Genomic DNA, 22293 nt, shown 5'->3' with positions numbered 1-22293 from the left:
CGCGTGGCGTTCGTGGTTTTACGTCACGGAAAGCCGACCGGAACCAAACGTGTCAGAAGCGTTGACGCGTACCCCCTGTGTACCTATCTTCTGGTCGAAGTTACGCACGCCGTACGGGATTTCGAACATTGCGAGTGTCGCTGTTCATCGTGCTCATCGGAAGGGGATCCGCCGTGTTCCGTGCCCGTCACTGGTGCACCCTCGTGGCAGCGCTGCTCGTGATGCTCGCCTCCGTCGCCACGCAGCCCGTCACGGCCGCGGAGGGGCGGCCGTACACGAACCCGGTCAAGGCGCAGAAGGGCGCCGACCCCTGGCTTGAGTACTACAACGGCAACTACTACCTGGTCACCACGTCCTTCACCGGTGTGCTGACCATGCGGAAGTCGCCGACCCTGGCCGGTCTGTCCGTGGCGCCCAGTGTCCAGGTGTGGAGCGACACCACGTCCACCCGGAACACCAACTTCTGGGCTCCCGAACTGCACTTCTTCGACGGGCACTGGTACCTGTACTACTCCGCGGGACAGGGCGGAGTCGCCTGCTGCGACTCCCAGCGCACGTACGTCCTGGAGAGCGCGGGCACCGATCCGATGGGCCCGTACACCTTCAAGAACCAGCTCACGGGCTCCAACCTGACCCCCGGCGGCTGGCTCATCGACGCCAGTGTGCTGAAGCAGGGCAACAACCTGTACCTGGTCGGCAGCGGCTTCATCAACGGCAGTACGCAGAGCCTGGTCATCGCGCCGATGAGTAACCCGTACACGCTGAGCAGTTCGACCTTCAGCGTCATCTCAAGCCCCACACTGAGCTGGGAGACCCAGGGCCTCCCGGTGAACGAGGGGCCCGAGCCGCTCTACCGCAACGGCAGGACGTTCCTCGTCTACTCCGCCAGCTACTGCCAGACCGCGGACTACAAACTCGGCCAGCTCGAACTGACCGGCACCAACCCGCTGTCGGCGTCCTCCTGGACCAAGAAGCAGACCCCCGTCTTCCAGCGCAACGACGCGGCGGGTGTCTACGGCCCCGGCCACAACGGCTTCTTCACCTCGCCGGACGGCACCGAGAACTGGATCGTCTACCACGGCAACAACACCGCGAACGGCGGCTGCGGCAACGGCCGGACGACCCGCGCCCAGAAGTTCACCTGGAACGCGGACGGCACGCCGAACTTCGGCACCCCGGTCGCCCTCGGCACCACACTCCCCGGCCCGGCAGGCGAGACCGCGGCGACCCCGACGGCGTACACGCTCGTGAACCGCAACAGCGGCAAGTGCCTGGACGTCGCCGGCGGCAGCACCGCGGACGGCGCCAACATCTTCCAGTGGACGTGCACCGGCGGTGCCAACCAGAAGTGGCGTATCGAGGACCAGGGCAACGACACCAGCCGGCTGGTGAACGTGGCCACCGGCAAGGTCATGGACACCGCCGGCTGCGCCGCCGCCGACGGAACCGACATCGCCCAGTGGTCCTGGCTGAACAACAACTGCCAGAAGTACCGCCTCGTGTACACGGCCACCGGCGACTACGTGCGGATCGTCAACGAGAGCACCGGCAAGGTCGCCGATGTCGCCAACTGCGGTACGGGCGACGGCGTCGACGTACGCCAGTGGACCTGGCTCAACAACACCTGCCAGCAGTGGCAGTTCAAGCCGACGACGTGACCGAGGCGCGTCCGATGTGACCGAGCCGCGTCCGGCTCGACCGACGCGTTCGACGTGATCGAGAGGAACTCAGTGAGACGCACGATCGCAAGGGTGGTCACGGCGCTGCTCGTCACCCTGGCCGCCCTGACCTCCGGCATCGCCGAGGCCGCCGCCCCCGCCTCGCCCGCCGTCACCTTCACCAACCCGATCGCCGAACAGCGCGCCGACCCGCACATCTTCAAACACACCGACGGCTACTACTACTTCACCGCCACCGTGCCCGCGTACGACAGGATCGTCATGCGGCGGGCCACCACCCTCCAGGGCCTGTCCACCGCCGCCGAGACGACGATCTGGACGAAGCACGCCAGCGGTGAGATGGGCGCGCACATCTGGGCGCCGGAGATCCACTTCATCGGCGGCAAGTGGTACGTCTACTTCGCCGCCGGTTCCTCCAACGACATCTGGAAGATCAGGCCGTACGTCCTGGAGACCAGCGCCGCCAACCCGCTGACCGGGACCTGGACCGAGAAGGGCCGTATCGCCCTGCCGCTGGACACCTTCTCGCTCGACGCGACGACCTTCACCGTCGGCGGCACCCGCTATCTGAGCTGGGCGCAGAACGACCCGGCGGTCGGCACAGGAACCAGCGTCTACCTCGCCCCGATGTCCAACCCCTGGACCATCAGCGGCACTCCGGCGCGAATCTCCACTCCGACGCTCTCCTGGGAGACCGTCGGCCACCGCGTCAACGAAGGACCGGCCGTCATCCAGCGGAACGGCAAGGTCTTCATGACCTTCTCGGCCAGCGCCACCGACGCCAACTACTGCCTCGGCCTGCTGACCGCCAACGCCACCGCCGACCTGATGAACCCGGCCTCCTGGACGAAGACCCAGACCCCGGTCTTCAAGAGCAACGACGCGACCGGCCAGTACGGCCCGGGCCACAACACCTTCACCACGTCCGAGGACGGAAAGTCCGACATCCTCGTCTACCACGACCGCAACTACAAGGACATCAGCGGCGACCCGCTCAACGACCCCAACCGCCGTACGCGCTACCAGAAGCTGTACTGGAACGCCGACGGCACGCCCAACCTCGGCATCCCGGTGGCCGACGGTGTCACCCCGGTCCGCTTCTCCTCGTACAACTTCCCCGACCGGTTCATCCGGCACTGGGAGTACCGGGCGAAGATCGAGCCGAACGTCACCAACCTCGCGGACTCCCAGTTCCGTGTCGTGACCGGGCTCGCCGGCACGGGAACCGTCTCCCTGGAGTCGGCGAACTTCCCGGGGTACTACCTCCGTCACCGGAGCAACGGTGAGGTGTGGGTGGACAAGAGCGACGGGAGTACGGCCTTCAAGGGTGACGCGAGCTTCTATCGGCGGGCGGGGCTGGCCGACGCGGCCGCGGGGGTTTCGTTCGAGTCGTACAACGTGGCTGGCGGCTATGTCCGGCACTACAACTATCTGCTGGTGACGCAGCCGGCCGATACGGCGACGGCCAAGGCCGACGCCACGTTCTACGCCGAGTAGTGGGCGGGGGTTCTGTCTGTCGGTTGCCGGGTGCGGGTCGTTCGTGGCTGGTCGCGCAGTTCCCCGCGCCCCTGACGGGGCCGCCCCTTACGAAGTCAGCGGGAGCCTCATCGTGAATGTTGTCGCGCCCGGGCCGCTCGTCAGGGTGATCGTGCCGCCGTGGGCCTGGACCAGGGAGCGGGCGACCGCGAGGCCCAGGCCGCTGCCTCCGCGGTCGCGGCTGCGGGCCTTGTCGATGCGGAAGAAGCGGTCGAAGACGCGCTCCTGGTCGGCGGCCGGGATGCCGGGACCGGAGTCGGTGACGCGGACGACCGCCGCGTCGGCCACGACCGACACCTCGACGGACACCTTCGTACCGGCCGGGGTGTGCACGGCGGCGTTGGTGAGGAGGTTGTCCAGGACCTGCCGGATGCGCAGGGCGTCGAGGCGCAGCCGCACCGGACCGTGACCGGTCGTCACGGCCAGCGGATGGTCCGGGCGGGCCGCGCGGAAGGCCTCCGCGGCCTGGCGCACCAGCTCCGCCAGATTCCCGTCCTCCAGCCGCACCGGTGCCTCCACCTCGGCGGCGTCCAGGCGGGCGAGCAGCAGCAGGTCGTCCAGGAGCACGCCCATCCTGGCCGCCTCGGCACGCAGCCGGGCCAGGTGCTTCTCCCGCTCCTCGGGCTCGTTGGCCGCCGCGTACTGGAAGAGGTCCGCGTAGCCGCGTACCGACATCAGAGGCGTACGCAGTTCGTGCGAGGCGTCCGCGACGAAGCGGCGCAGCCGCTGTTCCGCCTCCGTGCGGACGGCCAGCGAGTCGTCGATGTGCTCCAGCATGGTGTTGAAGGCGGTCCGCAGCTCCTCGACCTCCGGGCCGCCGTTCCCGCGGTCGGCGCGCACCGGAAGCCGCGCCGAGTCGGTGAAGTCGTGCGAGGTGATGCCGCGGGCCGTGTGCGCCATGTCGCTGAGCGGCTTCAGACCCCGCCGCAGCACCGCACGGCCGAAGACCACGAGCCCCACCAGCGCCAGCACGAACGCGACGACCTGGACCGTGGCCAGCTGGTCCATGGTGTCCTCGATGTCGTCCATGGGCGCCGCGGTGACCAGGACCACTCCGGGTTCGGGCTCGCAGGCGCGCAGCCGGTACGTGCCCTCTCCCTTGATGTGCGCGGTGCGGAAGACGGGGTCGTCGCCCGAGTCCCGTACCGCCTGGGCGACGACGGCCAGCTCGTCGGCGTCCGCCGGCACGTCGGCGGGCTCGCGGAGTACGGCCGAGTTGGCGGAGACCTCGTACGAGGCGGTGTACCAGCCGTAGTACGGCTTGCCCTGCACGGTGCCGTACGCCTCGACGTCCTTGGACTGGGTGAGCTGGACGAGCTTCATCTGGTCGTTGAGCTGGCGCTCCAGATAGTCCCGCATGTACATCGACAGCGACGCCCCGACGACGGCGAACACGACCAGCGAGAGCACGCCCATGCCGAGGGCCAGCCGGGTGCCAAGCCGCAGCCTGCCGTAGGTCTCCTTGAAGCGGCGGATCACCCGGCGACCTGCCGCACCACGTATCCGACGCCCCGCACGGTGTGGATGAGCGGCGCCTCGTCCTCGTCGTTGCCGTTGCCGTTGCCGTCGAGCTTGCGGCGCAGCCGGCTGATGACCAGCTCCACCACGTTGGACCGGCCGCCGAAGCCGTACTCCCAGACGTGGTCGAGGATCTGCGCCTTGGTGAGCACGGTCGGCGACTTCCGCATCAGATAGCGGAGCACCTCGTACTCGGTCGGCGTGAGCGTCAGCAGCCGGTCGCCGCGGCGCACCTCGCGGGTGTCCTCGTCCATGGTCAGGTCCGCGACGCTCAGCACCGACCGCTGGAAGGCCGGTCCCGCGCTGCGGCGCAGCACGGTCCGCAGCCGGGCCATGAGCTCCTCCACCGCGAACGGCTTCACCAGGTAGTCGTCGCCGCCCCTGGTCAGGCCCGCGACCCGGTCCGCCACGCCGTCCCGAGCGGTCAGGAACACCACGGGCACCATCGTCCCGGACAGCCGCAGCCGGTCGAGCACGGCGAAGCCGTCGAGCCCGGGCAGCATGAGGTCGAGCACCACGATGTCCGGATGGAAGTCCGCGGCCCGGTGCAGCGCCTCCTCGCCGGAGTTCGCGGTCACCGCCTCCCAGCCCTCGTAGCGGGCGACCGTCGCGACCAGGTCGGCGATGGGCGGGTCGTCGTCCACGACGAGAAGTCGTACTTTTTCCACGTGCCCATAGTGCTTCACGCGCCTCCTGACGCCATAGCCGCGGGCCTGTCTACTTCATATCGATAAAAACTTGAAAGTTGACCGACAGGAAAACGACAGCACCAGGCAGGCAGGCTCGGAGTCCCAGGACCCGATCAAGGAGTTGCCGACCCCGTGACTACTGTCCAGACGACCGTTCCCCCACCTCCCGCGGCGGTGCGTCCCAAGGTGGTGGCCCGCGCCGGCCTGTACGGAGTGCTGGCCGTGAACGTAGCCGTGGTGACCGTGTTCTTCGTCCAGGCCGGGTTCGCCTCGAACGCCCTCATCGTCATCGGCCGGCTCCTCGGCCTGTACGGCGCGCTCCTGATGGCCTTCCAGCTGTTGCTGGTCGCCCGGCTGCCGTGGCTCGACCGCCGCATCGGCATGGACCGGCTGACCTCCTGGCATCGCTGGGTCGGTTTCGGCCTGCTGTGGACGCTGCTGGGCCACGCCGTGTTCATCACCTTCGGCTACGCCGACTCCTCCGGCATGGACCCGGTGAGCCAGCTGGTGGACCTCGCCGAGACCGTCGAGGGCGTGCTGCGCGCCGTCGTCGCGCTGGTGCTGATCCTCGTGATCGGCGGCGTCTCGGCCCGGTACGCCCGCCGAAGGCTGGCCTACGAGACCTGGCACTTCATCCACCTCTACACGTACCTCGCGGTCGTGCTGGCCTTCACGCACCAGGTCGCGGTGGGTACGACCTTCACCGCGTCGTCCTTCGCCACGGCGTACTGGTACGGCGTGTGGGGCGTGGCGCTCGGCGCGGTCGTCCTGGGCCGGCTCGTGCTGCCGCTGTGGCGGAACATGCGCCACCAGCTGCGGGTCTCGGCCGTGGTCCCCGAGTCCGACAGTGTCGTGTCGATCTACATGACGGGGCGCGACCTGGACCGGCTGCCTGCGCGCGCGGGACAGTTCTTCCTCTGGCGGTTCCTGACCAAGGACCGGTGGTGGCAGGCCAACCCGTTCTCGCTGTCGGCGGCGCCCGACGGCCGGACACTGCGGCTCACCGCCAAGACGGCGGGCGACGGCACCGCGGCCCTGCGGCACCTGAAGGTCGGCACGCGGGTCTTCGCCGAGGGCCCGTACGGCGCCTTCACCGCGATGCACCGCACCCGGCCGGAGTCCGTGCTCATCGCCGGCGGTGTGGGCGTCACCCCCATCCGGGCCCTGCTGGAGGAGGTGCAGGGGCACGCGGTGGTCATCTACCGGGTGTCCACGGACCGGGACGCGGTCCTCTACGACGAGCTGCGGGAACTCGCCCAGGCCAAGGGCGCCGAGCTGCACCTGGTGTCCGGGCCGGTCAGCCCCGACAAGCTGGCGCCGCACGAGCTCGTACGGCTCGTGCCGGACATCGGCGACCGGGACGTCTTCCTGTGCGGACCGCCTCCGATGATGAACGCGGTGCTGGGCAGCCTGCGCGAGCTGAACGTGCCCAAGCAGCAGATCCACTTCGAGCGCTTCAGCCTGGCGGGATGAGAGAGACACCGTGAAACGAGCCATTCCTGTCCTGGTCCTGACCGTCGCGGGTCTCATCCCGGTCTGGCGCTACGCGCCCTCGACCGACACGTCGTCCACCACGGAGGTCGCCGAACCCGCCTCGACACCTTCCACCTCCTCCTCGGACGGTACCTCGAACCAGGTCGTCGCCGGTTCGACCATCGAGACCGAGAAGGGCCCTGTCCAGGTCGAGGTGACCTTCGACGGCGACAAGATCAGCTCCGTACGGATGCTGCAGCAGCCGAACCACCCGCAGACCAAGGCCGCGGTCCCGAAGCTGATCGCGGAGACGCTCACGGCGCAGAGTGCGGACATCGACGCGGTGTCCGGCGCCACGATCACCAGTGAGGGGTACGTCGAGTCCCTCCAGGCCGCCATCGACGCGAAGCCGGCGTCTTCCTCGTCGTCCACTTCTTCGTCCTCCTCCTCGCCGTCCGCCTCGGCCGCCGCCTCCCAGGTCGTCGCGGGTTCGGCCGTCGGCACGGAGAAGGGCACCGTGCAGGTGGAGGTGACCTTCGAGGGCGACAAGATCGACGCGGTGCGGATGCTGCAGCAGCCGAACCACCCGCAGACGAAGGCCGCCGTGCCGAAGCTGATCGCGGAGACGCTGGAGGCCCAGAGTTCCGACATCGACGCCGTCTCGGGCGCCACGATCACGAGCGAGGGGTACGTCGAGTCCCTCCAGGCCGCCATCGACGCGAAGGGCTGATCGCGATGTCTACGGCCGAGGAAGTGCGCCGCGTCGAGCACATCATGGGGCTGCCGATCTCCTTGCGGATCGACACCGCCGACCCCGACGGGGGTGCTTCCGTGGCCGCTTCAATGGCCGCGGACCGGGTGTTCGCGTGGCTGCGCGAGGTCGACGCGCGGTTCAGCCCGTTCATCGCCGACAGCGAGGTGTCCCGGCTGGGCCGGGGAGAGCTCGAATCCCACGAGCTGAGCCCGGACCTCGTCGAGGTGCTCGACCTGTGCGAGGAGTACCGGGTCGCGAGCGGGGGCGCGTTCCAGGTGCGGCTGCCCGGCCGCGGCCTCGACCCCTGCGCCATGGTCAAGGGCTGGGCGGTGCAACGGGCCGCCGAGCTGCTGCTCGCCGAGGGCGTGACGACGTTCTGTCTGAACGCCGGCGGCGATGTGGTCTCGGCCGGCCGGCCGTGGCGGGTGGGTGTGCGCCACCCGGAACAGGCCGACCGGCTGTGCGCGGTCCTGGAGATCACCGACGGCGCGGTGGCGACCTCCGGGCGGTACGAGCGGGGTGACCACATCCTCGACGGCCGCACCGGCCGTCCGGCGACCGGACTGCTCAGTCTGACCGTCGTGGCCTCTTCCCTGACCGAGGCGGACGCGACGGCGACCGCGGCGTTCGCGATGGGCGCGGACGGGATCGACTGGGCCGCCGCGCGCGAAGGCTGCGAGGTGTTCGCCGTGGACGCCGAGCGCCGTGTGTTCCGCACGTCGGGGTTCCCCGTCGCCGCCTGATCGCGGGAACCGCTCGTACGAACTCCTGAGGGCCCTGATATCCGCAACTGCGGATATCAGGGCCCTCGTTGGTATGTGGCCGTACCACATAGAGAACAAAATTGTTGACAATCTTGTTCGTCTAGATTTAGGTTCGACAGGCACTCACCCAGGGAGAGCACACATGCCGAAACAAGCCCGTCCGAGCACTGGGGAGCAGGCCAGGCGGCACGCGCTCGCGCAGCTGCGGCAGGCGATCCTGCGTGGCGAGATGGCACCGGCCCAGCGGCTGGTGGAGAACGAACTCGCCGAGCAGTTCGGTGTGACACGGGCCAGTGTGCGGGCGGCGCTGATCGAGTTGGAGTCGGAGGGTCTGGTCGAGCGGATCCGCAACCGCGGTTCGCGGGTGCGGGTGGTGACCGTGGAGGAAGCGGTCGCCATCACCGAGTGCCGCATGGCCCTCGAAGGGCTGTGCGCGGCCAAGGCGGCCATCGCGGTCACCGACGAGCAGCTGACCCGGCTGGTCGACGTGGGCGCGGCGATGTCCAAGGCCGTCGCCGACGGCGAGCCGGTGACCTACTCCGACCTCAACCACGAACTGCACGCCCTCATCAGGCAGTTCTCCGGCCAGCAGACGGCCGTGGAACTGCTGGAGCGGCTCAACGGGCAGCTGGTGCGCCACCGTTTCCAGCTCGCGCTGCGGCCGGGGCGGCCCCAGAAGTCCCTGGGTGAGCATCTGGCCATGATCGAGGCGATCAGGGCCCGGGACCCGCAGGCGGCCGAAGCGGCCGTCCGCGCCCACCTTTCGGGTGTGATCGACGCGTTGCGCGAGTGACACCGCGGGGGTGGGCCAACCGGCTTGTCCACCAAGGAGATTGCAACAATGACGCATGGCAATGCGGCCGGTACCTCACCACCGTCGACGCCCGCCACCCCACGATCCACGCTCGTCATCACCGCGCACGCCGGGGACTTCGTGTGGCGGGCGGGTGGGGCCATCGCCCTCGCCGCCTCGCGCGGTGGGAAGGTCACCATCGCGTGCCTGACCTACGGCGAGCGCGGCGAGTCCGCGAAGGCATGGCGTGAGGGCAGGTCGCTGGAGGAGATCAAGGAGATGCGCCGCGCGGAGGCCGAGGCGGCCGCCGCCACTCTCGGCGCCGAGGTCGTCTTCTTCGACGCCGGCGACTACCCCCTGACCATTACCCCCGAGCTGACGGACCGGCTGGTGGCCGTCTACCGCGCGGCGCAGCCGGACGTCGTCCTCACCCACCCGCTGGACGATCCGTACAACGGTGACCACCCGGCGGCGGCCCGGATGGCCTTGGACGCTCGCGTGCTCGCCCAGGCCATCGGCTACCCGGCCGAGGGGGAGATCATCGGTGCTCCGCCGGTGTTCTTCTTCGAGCCGCACCAGCCGGAGATGTGCGGCTTCAGGCCGGAGGTGCTCCTCGACATCTCCGAGGTGTGGGAGACCAAGCGCAAGGCCATGGAGTGCCTGGCCGCCCAGCGGCATCTCTGGGACTACTACACCGATCTCGCCGTCCGCCGAGGTGTGCAGCTCAAGCGCAACGCGGGCCCCAACCTCGGTCTGCCGCACACCACTTACGCCGAGGCGTACATGCGCCCGTACCCGCAGGTGACAGGAGACCTGGCATGAGCGGCCTGATCGTCACCAACCCCCCGAAGGCGCCCGAGAAGGACGTCGAGGCGCTGGCCGGTTACGGCGTGGCGACCGTCCACGAGGCGCTCGGCCGCACCGGCCTTCTCGGCAGCGGCCTACGACCTATCCAACAGGGCGTACGGGTCGCGGGCACCGCCGTCACCGTGCTGAGCTGGCCCGGCGACAACCTCATGATCCACGCGGCGGTCGAGCAGTGCGGCGAGGGCGACATCCTCGTCGTCACCACCACCTCGCCCTCCACGGACGGCATGTTCGGCGAACTCTTCGCCACCGCCCTGCAACGCCGGGGCGTACGCGGTCTGGTGACCGGCGCCGGAGTGCGCGACACCGAGGAACTGCGCGCGATGGGCTTCCCCGTCTGGGCGGCGGCCGTCTCCGCTCAGGGCACCGTGAAGGCCACCGGAGGATCGGTCAACGTACCCGTGGTCCTCGGCGGGCAGAGTGTCCGGCCGGGCGATGTGATCCTCGCCGACGACGACGGTGTGATGGTCGTCCCGCGCGAGCGGTCCGCCGAGGCCGTTCACGCGTCCGCCGCGCGCACAGCGAAGGAGGAGGCGACACGCGCCGCCTTCGCCGAGGGCCAACTCGGCCTGGACCGCTACGGGTTGCGCGAGACCCTCGTACGCCTCGGAGTGCGCTGCCAGTCGTACGAGGAGTACCAGCGGGAGCGGCAGGACCCGGGTGACGGTGTCGGAGCGGGCTCGTGACCGGGCCGGAGGAGGTGCGCTGCATGCTCATGCGCGGCGGCACCTCCAAGGGTGCCTACTTCCTCGCCGGGGACCTGCCCGCCGAACCCGCCCCGCGCGACGACCTGTTGCTGCGCGTCATGGGCAGCCCCGACCCGCGCCAGATCGACGGCCTGGGCGGCGCGCACCCCCTGACAAGCAAAGTGGCGGTGGTCTCCGCGTCGACCGACCCCGAGGCCGGTGTCGACTACCTGTTCCTCCAAGTCGGGGTCGACACACCAGAAGTGAGCGACCGTCAGAACTGCGGGAACCTCCTCGCCGGGGTCGGCCCGTTCGCCGTCGAACGCGGACTGGTCGCCGCCGGAGAGGACCGTACGTCGGTGCGGATCCGCATGCTCAACAGCGGGGACATCGCTGTCGCGTCCTTCCCCACCCCGGAGGGGCGCGTCGACTACACCGGCTCCGCCGAGATCTCCGGGGTGCCGGGGTCCGCGGCGCCGGTGGTCATCGAGTTCCCGCAGGGCGGCAGCCCGTTGCTGCCGACCGGCCGGGCACGTGACCTCGTCGCCGACGTGCCGGTCACCTGCGTGGACAACGGCATGCCGACCGTGCTGATCGCCGCGTCCTCGCTCGGCGTGACCGGGTACGAGACCCCCACCGACCTGGAGGCGGACCAGACCCTCACCGAACGGCTCCGGGAGATCCGGCTGGAGGCCGGAAAGCTGATGGGGCTCGGCGATGTCGAAGGCACCACCGTGCCCAAACTCAGCCTGCTGGCACCGCCGTTGGACGGTGGCGCGGTCATGACCCGCACCTTCATCCCGGTGCGCTGCCACACTTCGATCGGGGTCCTGGGCGCCGCGAGCGTCGCCGCCGGGCTGCGCATCGAGGGCGGTGTCGGCCGGGCGGTCGCACGTCTGCCGGCTCACGGGGACCGCGTACGCATCGAGCACCCCACCGGATTCCTCGACATAGAAACGACCCTCGCGTACGACGCTCCGGGCGCCGAACCGGGCGCCGCAACGAGTGTCGCTTCGGGTGCTGCCCCGAGCCCCGTCCCGGTGGCCCGGCGCACCGCCGTCGTCCGCACCGCACGCAAGATCTTCGACGGCACGGTCTTCCCCCGGCCGGCCGGAGCCGCACCACACCCCTGAGGAGGCCCCATGGCCCCGCCGCTCGGCGACATCGCCCACCTCGGGCACGTCGAACTGCTCACCCCCGACCTGGACGCCAGTGTCCGGTTCTTCACCGACTACCTCGGCCTGACCGAGAACGGCCGCTCCGGAGACTCCGTATACCTGCGGACCTGGGACGACTACGAGCACCACAGCGTGACCCTGACCGCCCACGCCACGTCCGGGATCCGCCGCACCGCCCTGCGCGCCTCCAGCGAGGAGGCCCTCCAGCGCCGGGTCAAGGAGACCGAGAACGCGGGCCGCACCGGCCGCTGGGTCGAGGACGAGCCGGGCATCGGCCCGCTGTACGTCACCACCGACCCCGACGGCCATGAACTCGCCCTCTACTGGGAGAGCGAGTGGTATCAGGCGCCGGACGAGCTGAAGCCAGGCCTCAAGAACCAGCCACAGGCCAAGCCCGGCCACGGCGTGGGCGTACGCCGCCTGGACCACGTCAACTTCCTCGCCGCCGACGTCGCGTCCAACGGAGACTTCGTACACGAGGTGCTCGGCGCCCGCCCCACCGAGCAGATCCGGCTCGACAGCGGGAGGATCGCCGCCCAGTGGCTGACCTTCAGCAGCAAGTCGTACGACCTCGTCTACACCGAGGACTGGACCGGCTCCAACGGACGCCTGCACCACATCGCGTTCGCCACGGACACCCGTGAGGACATCCTGCGGGCGGCCGATCTCGCCCTGGACACCGGTGTGTTCATCGAGACCGGCCCGCACAAGCACGCCATCCAGCAGACGTTCTTCCTGTACGTCTACGAGCCCGGCGGCAACCGCGTCGAGCTGTGCAACCCGCTCACCCGTCTCGTCCTGGCGCCCGACTGGCCGCTGATCACCTGGACCGAGGACGAGCGGAAGAAGGGCCAGGCCTGGGGTCTGAAGACCATCGAGTCCTTCCACACCCACGGCACGCCGCCGGTCGGCTGACACCGGTACCCCCGTTTCGCCTCGCGGGCGGCACACCTCTGCGGTGTGCCGCCCGGGGCCCTGCCCGGTTCCTGTGATTGTTGACAAAAACGTTGACAATTATCGGGGCGGATTTCTAGCGTCATGCGCATCAGGGGCCGGCCGCCGCACGAACCGCTCGGGCCGCCGCACCCCGCCTCCCCGATCCCCTCCAGGCACGCGACTCCTGGACGAGAGGAAACAACGATGTCCTCCTCCTTCGCCCTGTCCGCCCGTGGCGGCAGGCTGGCGGCACTGGTCGTCGGTCTGTGCTGGCTGGCCGTGCTCTTCGACGGCCTCGACATGTTCATCTACGGCTCGGTGCTGCCGCACATGCTGGCGGAGAAGTCCCTCGGCATCACCCCGGACCAGGCCGGTGACCTGGGCAGTTACGCCACCTTCGGCATGCTGGTCGGCGCACTGGCCGCGGGGACGGTCGCCGACCGCATCGGCCGCAAGAAGCTGATGGTCGCCTGCGTCACGCTCTTCTCGCTGGCCTCCGGCCTGTGCGCGATGTCGGGCAGCGTCGCGGTCTTCGGCCTCGGCCGCACGCTCGCCGGAGTCGGCCTCGGCGGACTGCTGCCCACCGCGATCAGCATGGTCTCCGACTACGCCCCGCGCGGCCGCACCGCCCTCACCATCGGCATGCTGATGACCGCCCACCACGCCGGCGGCATCCTCTCCGCCTACGTGGCCCTGTGGATCGTGGAGCCCCTCGGCTGGCGCGCCGCCTTCTGGGTCTGTGTGACCCCGCTGCTCTTCGTCCCGGTGCTCGCCAGGTTCATGCCCGAGTCACTCAGCTTCCTGGTCGCCAAGGGCCGTACCGAGGAGGCCCGCGAGCTGGCCGGCCGCTTCGAGGTCCAACTGCCCGCCGCGGCCCGGAAGAAGGCCCCCGCCGACCGCTGGAACGCCCTCGTCCACCTGTTCCGCGGCGGCGAGTGGACCCAGACCCTGCTGTACTGGCTGGCCTCCTTCGGCGGACTGCTGCTCGTCTACGGCGTCGCCACCTGGCTGCCCACCCTGATGCGCAGCGAGGGCTACGAGCTGGGCTCCGCGCTCACCTTCGTCGTCCTCTTCAACCTCGGCGGCATCGTGGGCATGCTGGTCGCGGGCCGGGCCGCCGACCGGTTCGGGGCGCCGCGCATCTCGTCGATCTGGTTCGCGCTGACCGCCGCCGGGGTCTTCCTGCTCAGCGTCCACATGCCGCTCGCGGTGACCTTCACGGTCGTCTTCCTCACCGGCGTGTTCCTCAACAGCGCCCAGACCATGGTCTACGCGACGGTCTCGATCCGCTCCACCCCCGACAACCGCGCCACCGCCGTCGGCTGGACCTCCGGCATGGGCCGCTTCGGCGCCGTGTTCGGCCCGTGGCTCGGCGGCCAGCTGCTCGCCGCAGGCAACGGGGACTGGGGCTTCACCGCCTTCGCGATCGCGGGCCTGTCGTCGATGGTCTTCATCGGCATCGCGGCACTGCGCGGCCCGCGACGGACGCCGCAGAGCAGCACGCGGCAGGAGCTGATCACCAGCGGCTGACCCACCACGGAACATGTGCCCGGGCCGGGTTCGAGGGTGACCGCGGCCCGGGAGCGTATCGATACTCATCCGGACGGAACCGGGCCACCTCACCCGCCCCAAGAATCGTCAACAATCGTGTTCCGCATCTTGCCGACGCATTGGTGACACGGTTACGTTCACCGCCACGGAGCCGGCCCCTCGCCGCCCACCGAGACCGCCCTCAACAAGCCCACCCCTCCTGGTTGTTCATGCCCGGCACGCCAACAGGAAGCAGGGATCGATGCGACGCATGAGACCACTCGGCTCAGCTGTGACCGCCCTGGTGAGCGCGAGCCTGATCGGCCTCGGGCTCCTGTCCCCGGGGGTGGCGCAGACACGGTCCGCGGAGGACTCGGCCCGGCCCACGTCCACGCTGGTGGAGACCACGAACGGCAAGGTGCGCGGCCGTAGCCAGACCGGGTACGACCAGTGGCTCGGCATCCCGTACGCGGCCGACCCGGCCGGGAAGCTGCGGTGGACCGCCCCCAGGCCCGCCGCGCGATGGGCCGGGGTGCGCGACGCCACGCGGTTCAGCGACCGCTGTGCCCAGGCGAGTGGCTGGGACCCCGGCTACGAGGACCCGACGCTCACCGAGGACTGCCTGTCGCTCAACGTCTACACGCCGGACGGAGCGCGGGGGCGGCTGCCGGTACTCGTGTGGATCCACGGCGGTGGCTTCACCGGCGGCGCGGGGCAGGACACCAACCCCCGCAGGTTCGCACAGCAGGCGAACGCGGTCGTCGTCACCGTCAACTACCGCCTGGGCGCTCTCGGATACCTCAACCTGCCTCAGCTGCGGAAGGAGAACGCCGACGGCCCCGGCACCTTCGGGCTGCTCGACCAGCAGGCGGCCCTGCGCTGGGTACGGGCCAACATCGGCCACTTCGGCGGTGACGCACGGAACGTCACCATCGCCGGTCAGTCCGCAGGCGGGTCCTCGGTCTGCGCACAGCTGGCCTCACCGACCGCCAAGGGACTTTTCTCCCGGGCCGTCATCATGAGCGGCGGCTGCAGTGTGCAGTCCACCGGCGCGGGGGAGACGTCAAGTCTCGCGTTCGTCAAGGAGGTCGGCTGCTCGACGGCCTCGGACGTCCTCGACTGTCTGCGCGGAAAGCCCGCCGCCGAGATCGTCACCGCCCAGCAGAAGGCGGGCGTCAGGCCCTCGCTCGGGGGCGCCGCCTTCCCTGCCGATCCCGCGGTCGCCGTCCCCGCCGGGAAGTTCAACCGCGTTCCGGTCATGCTGGGACAGGTCAACAACGAACGGGCGCTGTCCACCTTCCAGAACTACGACTACCTGGGCAAACCACTGACCGCACCGCAGTACGAGGCACTGGTGAGGTCGACGTACGGCACCGACGCGGACCGGGTCCTCGCCGAATATCCCGTCACCGGGTTCGACTCCCCAGGGGTGGCGTGGACCACCGTGCAGAACGACTCGACCTCGTACACCCGTCAGCGGGTCATGGGACAGCTCGCGCGGTATGTGCCCACGTACGCCTACGAGTTCACCGAGAGCGACACACCGCAGTTCACGTCCATCCACCTGATCCAGCAGAAGAGCGAGGTCGCCCGGAACTTCCCGTTCGGCGCCACTCACGTCGACGATCTCGGCTACATCTGGGACTACCTCGGGCAGACCCTGCCGTACAGCGACGACCAGATGGAACTGTCCGACCAGATGATCCGGTACTGGGGCGTGTTCACGGCGAAGGGCGACCCGAACGGCGAACACACCCCGAGGTGGCCGAAGTACGACCCCAGGGCCGAGGAGATGATGTCGCTGTCGGCCTGCGACACCTCACCGTCCACCGACCGGCCCCCGGCCGCGTGCTCCAGGGTCACCGACCGGTTCGGCACCGAGCACAACACGGCGTTCTGGAGGAGCCTCGCCCCTTGAACCCGGGACATGCCGTCTCACGCCATCTGATCCTGCGCCGACAGGTGCTCCACCGTCACCCCGGTCTCGGTGAACGTGCGGGTCACCGTCCCCGACGTGTAGACCCACAGAATGCGCAGCGGTGTGTCGCCGATGTTCCGGAAGAGATGCGGGAGGGGCGAGGGGACATACGTCGTGTCGAACCGCTCCAGCTTCGTCACCTCACCGTCCACCACCACCTCCGCCTCCCCGTCGAGGATGGTCACGTGCTCGTCGCAGTTGTGCGAGTGCATCGGCGCCCCGGAGCCGACCGGATACACGCTCATCCCGCTGGTGATCCGGTTCTCCCCGCCCGCCGACGTCGTCGTGATGAGCGGTGTGCTCACGACGGCACCGCCCCGGCTGAGCGGGGGCACGGACGCGACTTTGACGATGGTGGTCATCCGGGGTTCCTCACCGTTCTCTGGGGTCTCTCGGGTTACTCGGAGCTGCGTCGAACGACGTTAGGTCGCGTGCCCGTGAATGGGTGCCCTCCGGCGTGCAGTTTTACGTTGCGCTCCGGGAGGGGTGAGCTTCTCGAACCCGGTTGTACCGTCGGCTGCCATCGCACGGCTTCTCGATCCGTGCCGGAAACGCGCCGGAAAGAAAAGGCAGGTATCGGCCACATGAGGCTCCCCGTTCTCAGTGAAGAGGAAATGACTCCGCGGCAGCAGGAGCTGGCCGCCCGTATCGCCGGCCGCCGCGGTGCCGTCCGCGGTCCGTTCCGCGTCTGGCTGCACAGTCCGGAGATGTGCGAACGCGCCGAGTCCCTCGGAGCGTTCGCCCGCTTCGACTGCGGCCTGCCCGAGCACCTGCGCGAACTCGCCCTGCTGATGGCCGCCCGCAACTGGGACGCGCAGTACTCCTGGAACGCGCATGTGCGCCAGGCGATCGAGGCAGGCATCCCGGAGGCCGCGGTCAAGGCCGTCGCCGAGAGGCGCGAGGCGGTCTTCGACACCGAATCGGACCAGGCCTTCTACCAGTTCTGCCGGGAGATCCTCGACGAGCACTTCGTCTCCGACGAGACCTTCGCCCGCGCACTGGACCACTTCGGAGCCAAGGGGCTGGTCGACACCATCGGCGCGCTCGGCAACTTCACGATGCTCGGCATGTGCCTCAACACCTTCCAGGTGGATCTGCAGGCCGACCGCGAGCCCCCCTTCCCGGACATCCGCGGCTACCAGCGGGTCGTACCCGGCGCCGACCGGCCGCGGCCGTGAATCCCCTCCTTCGCGTACGGGGCGTCACCAAGAGCTTCGGCGGCGCGGCCGCGCTGAAGGGCGTGGACCTGGACCTGTACCCCGGCGAGATCCACGCGCTGATGGGCATGAACGGCGCGGGCAAGTCGACGCTGGTGCAGATCCTCTCCGGGGTCCACCAGGCCGACGCGGGCACCATCGAGGTCGACGGCCGGCCGCACACCGCACTCACCGTGCGCAGGGCCCGCCGGCTCGGCATCGCCTCGGTGCCGCAGCGCCGCGAACTCGCCACGGGCCTGACCGTGGCCGAGAACGTCATGCTCGGCGATCTGCCCACCCGGCGCGGCACCGTGCACTGGAAGGCGGTCAGGGACGAGGCGGGGAAGGCGCTGTCCGCACTCGGCATCGACATCGACGGCCGGCGCGTCGCGGGATCCCTCACCGTCGCCGAACAGACCATGGTCGAGGTGGCCCGGGAGGTCCGCCGCGGCGGACGGATCCTGATCCTCGACGAGCCGACCGCCTGTCTGAGCGCCAAGGACGCCGACCGCATACGGGAGTTGGTGCGGACCCTGCGCGACGAGGGCGTCGCCGTCGTCTACATCTCGCACTACATCGACGAGGTCATGGCCGTGGCGGACCGACTCACCGTCCTGCGTGACGGGGGAGTGGTGGCCACCGCACCGGCCGTCGAGATGGACCGCGCCGGACTCGTCCGCAGCATGGTCGGCCGGGACGTGGTCTCCCGGCGCCCCGAGCGTCCCGCGCCGAAGGACGAGAGCGGACTCGCCGTACACGGACTGAGCCACGGGCGGGCCGTGCGGGACTTCACCGTCGAGGTGCGCAAGGGCGAGATCGTCGCCGTGCTCGGCCCCGCGGGCGACGCGCAGTCCCGGCTGTTCGACCTGCTGTCCGGACGCCGGCGCCCGGACACCGGCGAACTGCGCATCGACGGCAGGTCCGTCCCCTTCGGCCGGGTCGCGGCCCCGCTCGCCGCCGGACTGCGCTGCGTCACGGGCGACCGCCGGAGTCTGGGCCTGGTCCAGGGGCTGTCCCTGGACGAGAACCTGATGCTCGCGGGCGACCGCCTGGCAGGACGCCGACTCCACCGCCGTACCGAACTCGCCCGCCGGGCAGCCCCTTTGCGCAGCAGCTACGGAGTGGTCGCCCTCGCCGGGAATCCACCGGTGGGCGCGCTGTCCGGCGGCAACCAGCAGAAGGTCCTGCTGGGCAAGTGGCTGGAGACCGATCCGGTCGCCTGCTTCCTGGAGGACCCGACCAACGGGGTGGACGTGGCGGCCATGGCCGACATCCACGCCCTCGTGGACGACCTCGCATCGAGTGGTGTCGCCGTGCTGCTCGCCTCCTCCTCCGCCGAGGAGGTGATGCGCCTCGCCGACCGTGTCGTCGTCGTCAGCGCCGGCCGCACGGTCGCCGAGCACGACATCACCGCCATCACCCGCGACGAGCTCGTCGCCACCGCTCTCGGAGGTCAACCCCAGTGAGCCTCAAGACCCCCGCCACCTCCTCCGCCTCCCCGGACGTCGTGGACAGCCCGCCGCCCGAGCACACAGCCTCCCGCCCGACACCCCGGGCGCTGCTCAGGATCCCGCACGCCGGACTGATCGCCGTGCTCGTCCTGGTGGCACTGTTCACCGCACTGCAGGCGGACTCCTTCACCAGCTCGCAGAACCTGCTCAACGTACTGCGACAGATCAGCGTGACCGCCGTCATCGCGGCCGGGCTGACCCTGCTGATGACCGCGGGCGGCATGGACTTCTCCATGGGCAGCAACGCGGCCGTCACCGTGGCCGTGGCGGCCCAACTGCTGCACGACGGCTGGTCCACGCCCCTGACCGTGGTGATCAGCCTGCTCCTCGCCACGGTGGTGGGCCTGGTCAACGGACTGGTCGTGACCTTCACCCGGGTCGCCCCGTTCGTCGCCACCCTCGCCTCCGCGATGCTGCTCGACGGTGTGGCGCTGCTGGTACTCAACGGTATGAGCGTCACCATCGGCGACAGGATGTCCGCGCTGGGCAACTCCGAACTCCTCGGCATCCCCTACCTGTTGGTCGTGGCGCTCCTCGTGCTCACGGCGGTCGGTCTGGCCATGCGGTTCACCACCTTCGGCCGCGACGCCTTCGCGATGGGCGGCAACGAACACGTGGCCCGGCTGAGCGGCATCAACGTGTCCGGACGCAAACTCGCCCTCTACGCCCTCGCCGGCGCCCTCGCGGGCCTGGCCGGACTGATGCTGCTCTCGCGGCTCGGTGCCGCCGCCCCCAACACCGGTGGCCTGCAACTGCAGTTGACCGCCGTCGCCGCGGTGGTCATCGGCGGCACCTCACTCGCGGGCGGCCACGGCACCGTCGTGGGCACGGTCCTCGGCGTGATGCTGCTCGGCGTCGTCGCCAACGCGCTCAACCTGCTCCAGGTCAACAGCTACTACCAATTCGTCGTCACCGGCGGGGTGTTGCTCGTCGCGGCGATCATCAACGAGTTCCAGCGCAAGTCCCCGCCGGGCCACTGACCCCGAGCCGTTCAGCTCAGGAACACACGTCTCGGTCGCGCGGCCCCACGCCGGATGTCGTCCGACTCCGGATCCCGGATCGGACGTCGTCCGAACAGGCCGCACGACCTCCGCGCGCCCTCCGCCGTCCGCGCGCTGTCTCCCGCACTCCACCACGTACCTCTCTTCGATTCTTCGATGACGCAGGAAAGGCCAACCCCATGAAGCCCAAGGTCCACTCCGGCCGCGCCGCCGCGGTCTCGTTCGTCGGCGCCGCCGCGCTCGTCCTCTCCGGATGCGGCTCGGAGAACGACGCCGGGGGCGCTGCCGACGGCTCGGTCTCCCTAGGGTTCGTCAACGGCGCCAACACCCACTTCCACACCTGTCTCCTCAAGTCGGTGGAAGAGACCGCGAAGGCGGACGGGGCCAAGGTCTACTCGGCCAACTCCAAGCAGGACGCGGGGACCGAGCTGTCCAACATCGAGGACATGATCTCCCGCAGCGTGGACGCGCTGATCGTCCAGACGGTCAACGTCGACGCCCTGGAAGGCGACATAGCCAAGGCGAAGAGCGCCGGTATCCCGATCTATCTGACCTCCGTCGCCACCTCCGACATGTCCGACGTCCTGGGCGCCGCCGTGGTCGACCTCAAGAAGGTCGGCGAGCTGGACGCGGGCTGGATCGAGAAGGACGCGGCAGGCAAGGACGTGAACGTCGGGATCGTCGCGGGTGCCCCCGGCGCCGCCTCCGAGCTGCTCGTGGGCGGATTCAAGGACGCCCTGCCGTCGAACGCCGAGGTCGTGGCGAACCAGCCCGGCATGTTCAACCCGGCCAAGGCGCAGGACGTCGCCGAGAACATGATCCAGGCCCACCCCGACCTCGACTACGCCTTCGTGGCCAACGAGGAGATGGCCTTCGCCGTGCGCAAGGCGTTCGACGCGGCCGGCGCCGACGACGTGAAGATCGTCAGCGTGAACGGCACGGAGGAGGGCCTGGCGGCCGTCCAGAGCGGGGATCTCGCCGCCACCGTGGCCAACTCGGCCATGGAGATCGGCCGGACGGCGGTCAAGAACACGATCGGGCTGCTCGACGACGAACAAGGTGTTGACAAGATTGCCAACATTCCTCTTGTCTTGGTGACCAAGGACAACGTGGGCGAGGCACCTCAGTACTGCCCCAAGTGAGCGAGCCCCGACGGGACGCGATGTCCGTCCCACGCGTCCCCCGGAGGAATCATGGATCGCCTGCTGCTCATGCACAGCTTCGTCACCGTCGCGCAGGCCGGCAGCTTCAGCGGAGCCGCCAAGAAGCTGGGCTCCTCGGGCTCCCTGGTGTCACGGCACGTCGCCGAACTGGAACGACAGGTGGGTGTCCGCCTGGTCAACCGCACGGCCCGCTCGGTGAGCCTCACCGAACCCGGCCGGCGGTACGCCGAGTTCGCCGCGCGCATCCTCGACGAGATTGACGCCGAGGACGCCAGCCTCTCCCACCTCCACGACCGCGCCGAGGGTTCGCTCAGCATCATCTGCCCGAAGTGGATAGGAAGCCTGGACCTCGGAGACGCGATAGCCGCCTTTTCCGCCGCCCATCCGAAAATCAGCATCCGCTTCGAGCTCGGCGGTATGTCCGACCGCACCTACGACTTCCTGGACAGCGGATTCGACATCGCCTTCCACACCCGGGACCTGCGCGATTCGAGCGTCCGTCTGAAGAAGATCGCCTCGCTGCCCTTCGTGCTCTGCGCAGCCAAGGATTATCTGGACCGTGAGGGCCCGCTCACCGAACCGAACGCCCTCGCCCACCACGACTGCCTCGTGCACGTCAACGACCCCGTCTGGCGCATCGGGCACGGACACGCGAGCACCCTCCACAAGATCCGCAACATCGCCTTCTCGTCCAACTCGTACATCGCCCTGCAGAAAGCGGCCGTTCACGGTCGTGGCATCGCCCTGCTGCCGCAGCGGCCGGCGTACGACGACCTCGTGTCCGGCGCGCTCCAGGTCCTGCTGCCCGAACTGGCCGTGCCCGACCGCCCCTTGTACGCGATCTACGGCCCCGGACAGGCGACGCCCCGCAAGGTCAGCGTGTTCCTGGCCTTCCTCGCCGAATGGTTCTCACAGAATCCGATTCCGGCGATCCGGTCATAGCCGCGATCCGGTCGTAGTCGCAAGCCGCAAGAAACGATTGCGAATTCAGCAGAGCCCAGGTCATTGAGGGCCCCACGATCCGAAATCTACGCTCGCCGG

Annotated in this window: 20 protein-coding genes; 17 read left to right on the top strand and 3 right to left on the bottom strand. The window is 69.5% G+C overall.

Annotation, left to right across the window (positions count from 1 at the left end):
* The first annotated feature begins 221 nt into the window (after positions 1-221).
* On the top strand, positions 222-1658 hold the full coding sequence (locus ACIBEI_RS02775) for a family 43 glycosylhydrolase (RefSeq protein ID WP_398885087.1): 1437 nt from the start codon (positions 222-224) through the stop codon (positions 1656-1658).
* A gap of 93 nt (positions 1659-1751) precedes the next feature.
* Positions 1752-3176, top strand: a complete 1425-nt coding sequence (locus ACIBEI_RS02770) for a family 43 glycosylhydrolase (RefSeq protein WP_398885085.1) — start codon at positions 1752-1754, stop codon at positions 3174-3176.
* An 87-nt stretch (positions 3177-3263) separates the two neighbouring features.
* On the opposite strand, the gene ACIBEI_RS02765 is transcribed toward ACIBEI_RS02770, so the two are convergent.
* Positions 3264-4694, bottom strand: coding sequence for an ATP-binding protein (locus tag ACIBEI_RS02765; RefSeq protein WP_398884348.1), 1431 nt, complete (start codon positions 4692-4694; stop codon positions 3264-3266).
* Positions 4691-5401, bottom strand: coding sequence for a response regulator transcription factor (locus tag ACIBEI_RS02760; RefSeq protein WP_398884346.1), 711 nt, complete (start codon positions 5399-5401; stop codon positions 4691-4693). The genes ACIBEI_RS02765 and ACIBEI_RS02760 overlap by 4 nt, the downstream gene beginning before the upstream one ends.
* 153 nt (positions 5402-5554) lie before the next feature.
* On the opposite strand from ACIBEI_RS02760, the gene ACIBEI_RS02755 reads away from it, so the two are divergent.
* From ACIBEI_RS02755 to ACIBEI_RS02710, 10 genes are all read left to right on the top strand, one after another.
* On the top strand, positions 5555-6895 hold the full coding sequence (locus ACIBEI_RS02755) for a ferric reductase-like transmembrane domain-containing protein (protein WP_398884344.1): 1341 nt from the start codon (positions 5555-5557) through the stop codon (positions 6893-6895).
* Between the two features lie 10 nt (positions 6896-6905).
* Positions 6906-7625 (top strand): FMN-binding protein, encoded by a 720-nt coding sequence (locus tag ACIBEI_RS02750; RefSeq protein ID WP_398884342.1) that lies wholly within the window; start codon positions 6906-6908, stop codon positions 7623-7625.
* Positions 7626-7630: 5 nt separating this feature from the next.
* Positions 7631-8392, top strand: a complete 762-nt coding sequence (locus tag ACIBEI_RS02745; protein WP_398884340.1) for an FAD:protein FMN transferase — start codon at positions 7631-7633, stop codon at positions 8390-8392.
* A 163-nt stretch (positions 8393-8555) separates the two neighbouring features.
* Positions 8556-9206, top strand: coding sequence for a GntR family transcriptional regulator (locus ACIBEI_RS02740; RefSeq protein WP_398884338.1), 651 nt, complete (start codon positions 8556-8558; stop codon positions 9204-9206).
* A 48-nt stretch (positions 9207-9254) separates the two neighbouring features.
* On the top strand, positions 9255-10028 hold the full coding sequence (locus ACIBEI_RS02735) for a PIG-L deacetylase family protein (protein WP_398884336.1): 774 nt from the start codon (positions 9255-9257) through the stop codon (positions 10026-10028).
* Positions 10025-10759 carry a 4-carboxy-4-hydroxy-2-oxoadipate aldolase/oxaloacetate decarboxylase gene (locus ACIBEI_RS02730; RefSeq protein ID WP_398884334.1) on the top strand — a complete coding sequence of 245 codons (735 nt, stop codon included), beginning with the start codon at positions 10025-10027 and terminating at the stop codon, positions 10757-10759. Before ACIBEI_RS02735 ends, ACIBEI_RS02730 begins: the two co-directional genes overlap by 4 nt.
* Positions 10756-11892 (top strand): 4-oxalomesaconate tautomerase, encoded by a 1137-nt coding sequence (locus tag ACIBEI_RS02725; RefSeq protein WP_398884332.1) that lies wholly within the window; start codon positions 10756-10758, stop codon positions 11890-11892. Before ACIBEI_RS02730 ends, ACIBEI_RS02725 begins: the two co-directional genes overlap by 4 nt.
* A 9-nt stretch (positions 11893-11901) precedes the next feature.
* Complete coding sequence (locus ACIBEI_RS02720) at positions 11902-12852, top strand: catechol 2,3-dioxygenase (protein ID WP_398884330.1); 951 nt, start codon at positions 11902-11904, stop codon at positions 12850-12852.
* Between the two features lie 225 nt (positions 12853-13077).
* Positions 13078-14403, top strand: a complete 1326-nt coding sequence (locus tag ACIBEI_RS02715; RefSeq protein WP_398884328.1) for an MFS transporter — start codon at positions 13078-13080, stop codon at positions 14401-14403.
* A gap of 271 nt (positions 14404-14674) precedes the next feature.
* Positions 14675-16321: a carboxylesterase/lipase family protein gene (locus tag ACIBEI_RS02710; RefSeq protein WP_398884326.1), complete on the top strand. Its 1647-nt coding sequence runs from the start codon at positions 14675-14677 to the stop codon at positions 16319-16321.
* A 17-nt stretch (positions 16322-16338) separates the two neighbouring features.
* Here ACIBEI_RS02710 and ACIBEI_RS02705 read toward each other — a convergent pair whose 3' ends face one another.
* A complete protein-coding gene (locus ACIBEI_RS02705) occupies positions 16339-16743 on the bottom strand; it encodes a cupin domain-containing protein (protein ID WP_398884324.1) in 405 nt (134 codons plus the stop codon).
* Positions 16744-16995: 252 nt separating this feature from the next.
* On the opposite strand from ACIBEI_RS02705, the gene ACIBEI_RS02700 reads away from it, so the two are divergent.
* From ACIBEI_RS02700 to ACIBEI_RS02680, 5 genes are all read left to right on the top strand, one after another.
* Positions 16996-17559 carry a carboxymuconolactone decarboxylase family protein gene (locus ACIBEI_RS02700; protein WP_398884322.1) on the top strand — a complete coding sequence of 188 codons (564 nt, stop codon included), beginning with the start codon at positions 16996-16998 and terminating at the stop codon, positions 17557-17559.
* Positions 17556-19043: a sugar ABC transporter ATP-binding protein gene (locus tag ACIBEI_RS02695; RefSeq protein ID WP_398884320.1), complete on the top strand. Its 1488-nt coding sequence runs from the start codon at positions 17556-17558 to the stop codon at positions 19041-19043. The genes ACIBEI_RS02700 and ACIBEI_RS02695 overlap by 4 nt, the downstream gene beginning before the upstream one ends.
* A complete protein-coding gene (locus tag ACIBEI_RS02690; RefSeq protein WP_398884318.1) occupies positions 19040-20068 on the top strand; it encodes an ABC transporter permease in 1029 nt (342 codons plus the stop codon). Before ACIBEI_RS02695 ends, ACIBEI_RS02690 begins: the two co-directional genes overlap by 4 nt.
* A gap of 200 nt (positions 20069-20268) precedes the next feature.
* The gene (locus tag ACIBEI_RS02685; protein WP_398884316.1) at positions 20269-21231 is read left to right on the top strand and encodes a sugar ABC transporter substrate-binding protein; all 963 of its coding nucleotides are present in this window, start codon (positions 20269-20271) and stop codon (positions 21229-21231) included.
* Between the two features lie 51 nt (positions 21232-21282).
* A complete protein-coding gene (locus ACIBEI_RS02680; protein WP_398884314.1) occupies positions 21283-22194 on the top strand; it encodes a LysR family transcriptional regulator in 912 nt (303 codons plus the stop codon).
* The last annotated feature ends 99 nt before the right edge of the window (positions 22195-22293 follow it).

The organism is Streptomyces sp. NPDC050988, assembly GCF_044456225.1.
Classification (GTDB): domain Bacteria; phylum Actinomycetota; class Actinomycetes; order Streptomycetales; family Streptomycetaceae; genus Streptomyces.
Note: the sequence above shows the minus strand (reverse complement) of the source record. Positions and strands in the feature narration are given on the sequence as shown.